This window comes from Clostridium sp. DL1XJH146 (genome assembly GCF_054819755.1).
On sequence record NZ_JBTVVN010000095.1, the window covers coordinates 1 to 1,402 of the forward strand.

The 1,402-nt window shown below is 28.5% G+C and carries 3 protein-coding genes; 2 read left to right on the top strand and 1 reads right to left on the bottom strand.

Translation table 11 applies throughout. The features are described from left to right. Positions 1 to 178 precede the first annotated feature (178 nt). The gene (locus tag ACVHXK_RS18620) at positions 179 to 418 is read left to right on the top strand and encodes a hypothetical protein (RefSeq protein ID WP_461207909.1); all 240 of its coding nucleotides are present in this window, start codon (positions 179 to 181) and stop codon (positions 416 to 418) included. A 57-nt stretch (positions 419 to 475) separates the two neighbouring features. Then, positions 476 to 775, top strand: coding sequence for a hypothetical protein (locus ACVHXK_RS18625; RefSeq protein WP_461207910.1), 300 nt, complete (start codon positions 476 to 478; stop codon positions 773 to 775). A 111-nt stretch (positions 776 to 886) separates the two neighbouring features. Here ACVHXK_RS18625 and ACVHXK_RS18630 read toward each other — a convergent pair. Continuing rightward, positions 887 to 1,402, bottom strand: a 516-nt coding sequence (locus tag ACVHXK_RS18630; RefSeq protein WP_461207911.1) for a YitT family protein, incomplete at its 5' end; no start/stop codon positions are given.

The following is a 1,402-nucleotide window of genomic DNA, read 5'->3' on the forward strand; positions in this document are numbered from 1 at the left end:
TTTTTAAAATTAAAATACCAGTTATAAACTAGTAGATTAATTTCTACTAGTTTTATTTTTTACTAAAAATTATTAATATTACAAAATAAAACAAATTTTGCAACGGCATTATGATAGTATATAGATGTTTAGAGAAGATAGAAGGCATTTTTAATAATTATTTTAAGGAGAAGATTTCATGAAAAAAATAATAAGGATATTTATTGTTTTAGTATTAATTGTAGCAACGTTTGCAGCTTGTGACAGACCTAGTGAACAAGAAATAAAAAGCGAAACCTTAAATACTATAGATAGTGAAGAAGCAATACAGGAATCAGAAACAAGTGAAACAGGAATAATTGGAGATAAAGAAAATATTGGAGAAAAAATAGTTTATGGAAATGGTAGATTTGGGTATAGTGTAGAGTATCCAAAATAGTGGGGAGAAGCTGTAGAAAGCGACAATTCAGATGGATGTATATTATTTGAAGATACTATGTATGATGTTAGAGTGTATGCAAGTTATATGATGGAGGAAAGTTTTGAAGCTTATCTGCAATTATACTATGGAGGTTGGAACTATGTAGAATCAGATATCCCTGGAGCAGAAGAATCATATTTACTAGAGTATGAAGACGAAGAGTCATATCAAAGAATAGTAGTAGCCTATAAAGAAGGAACTATATATACTTTATCAGTAATAGGAAAGTTTATTGATTCTGAATATGATATGAATAAATCAGAAGAAATAGAAGAACAAATAAATCAAATAAAAGAATTTTTTGAGGTTTTTTAGAAATAGACTATAAAGAGAAAGATGAATTAATGAAATCAATCCAGTAATGAATTTCACTACTGGATTATTTTTATATAGTTTTGTATTTTAGTAGCAAGTAGTAAATGTAAGCTATTGTACCGAGTAGCTCTTTTGTTTAAAATTACCAAGTATATCATTAACGGAAGATACTGTTACAAAGGCGGTTAAATCTATTGATTTTACTATTTTTTTAAGTGGAATTAATTGGTGTCTTTGTACTACTACATAGATAAATTTTTTGCTTGAATGTGTGTAGCAACCTTCTGCATTGAGTAATGTAACTCCTCTACCTAATTTTATTTGTATATCATTGATTATGTCATCAGCTTTATCGCTTATTATTATACATTGTCTTGAGGAAGCCATGCCTTCTTGAATTGCATCTATTGTTTTTGCTCTTGTAAAACTCATAATTACGCAATACAAAACATAATTCACACCCATTGCTAGGGCAACGATAATATAGACTATAATGTCTTGAAATAGAAGTATTTTTGTAAGCTCTAAATTAGGGAATCTATTTTTTATCATTTTTGCTAAAATAGTAAGGCCACCAGCGCTAGAACCTGACATGAAAAGTAAGGACATAGCTATTCCTGATACTAC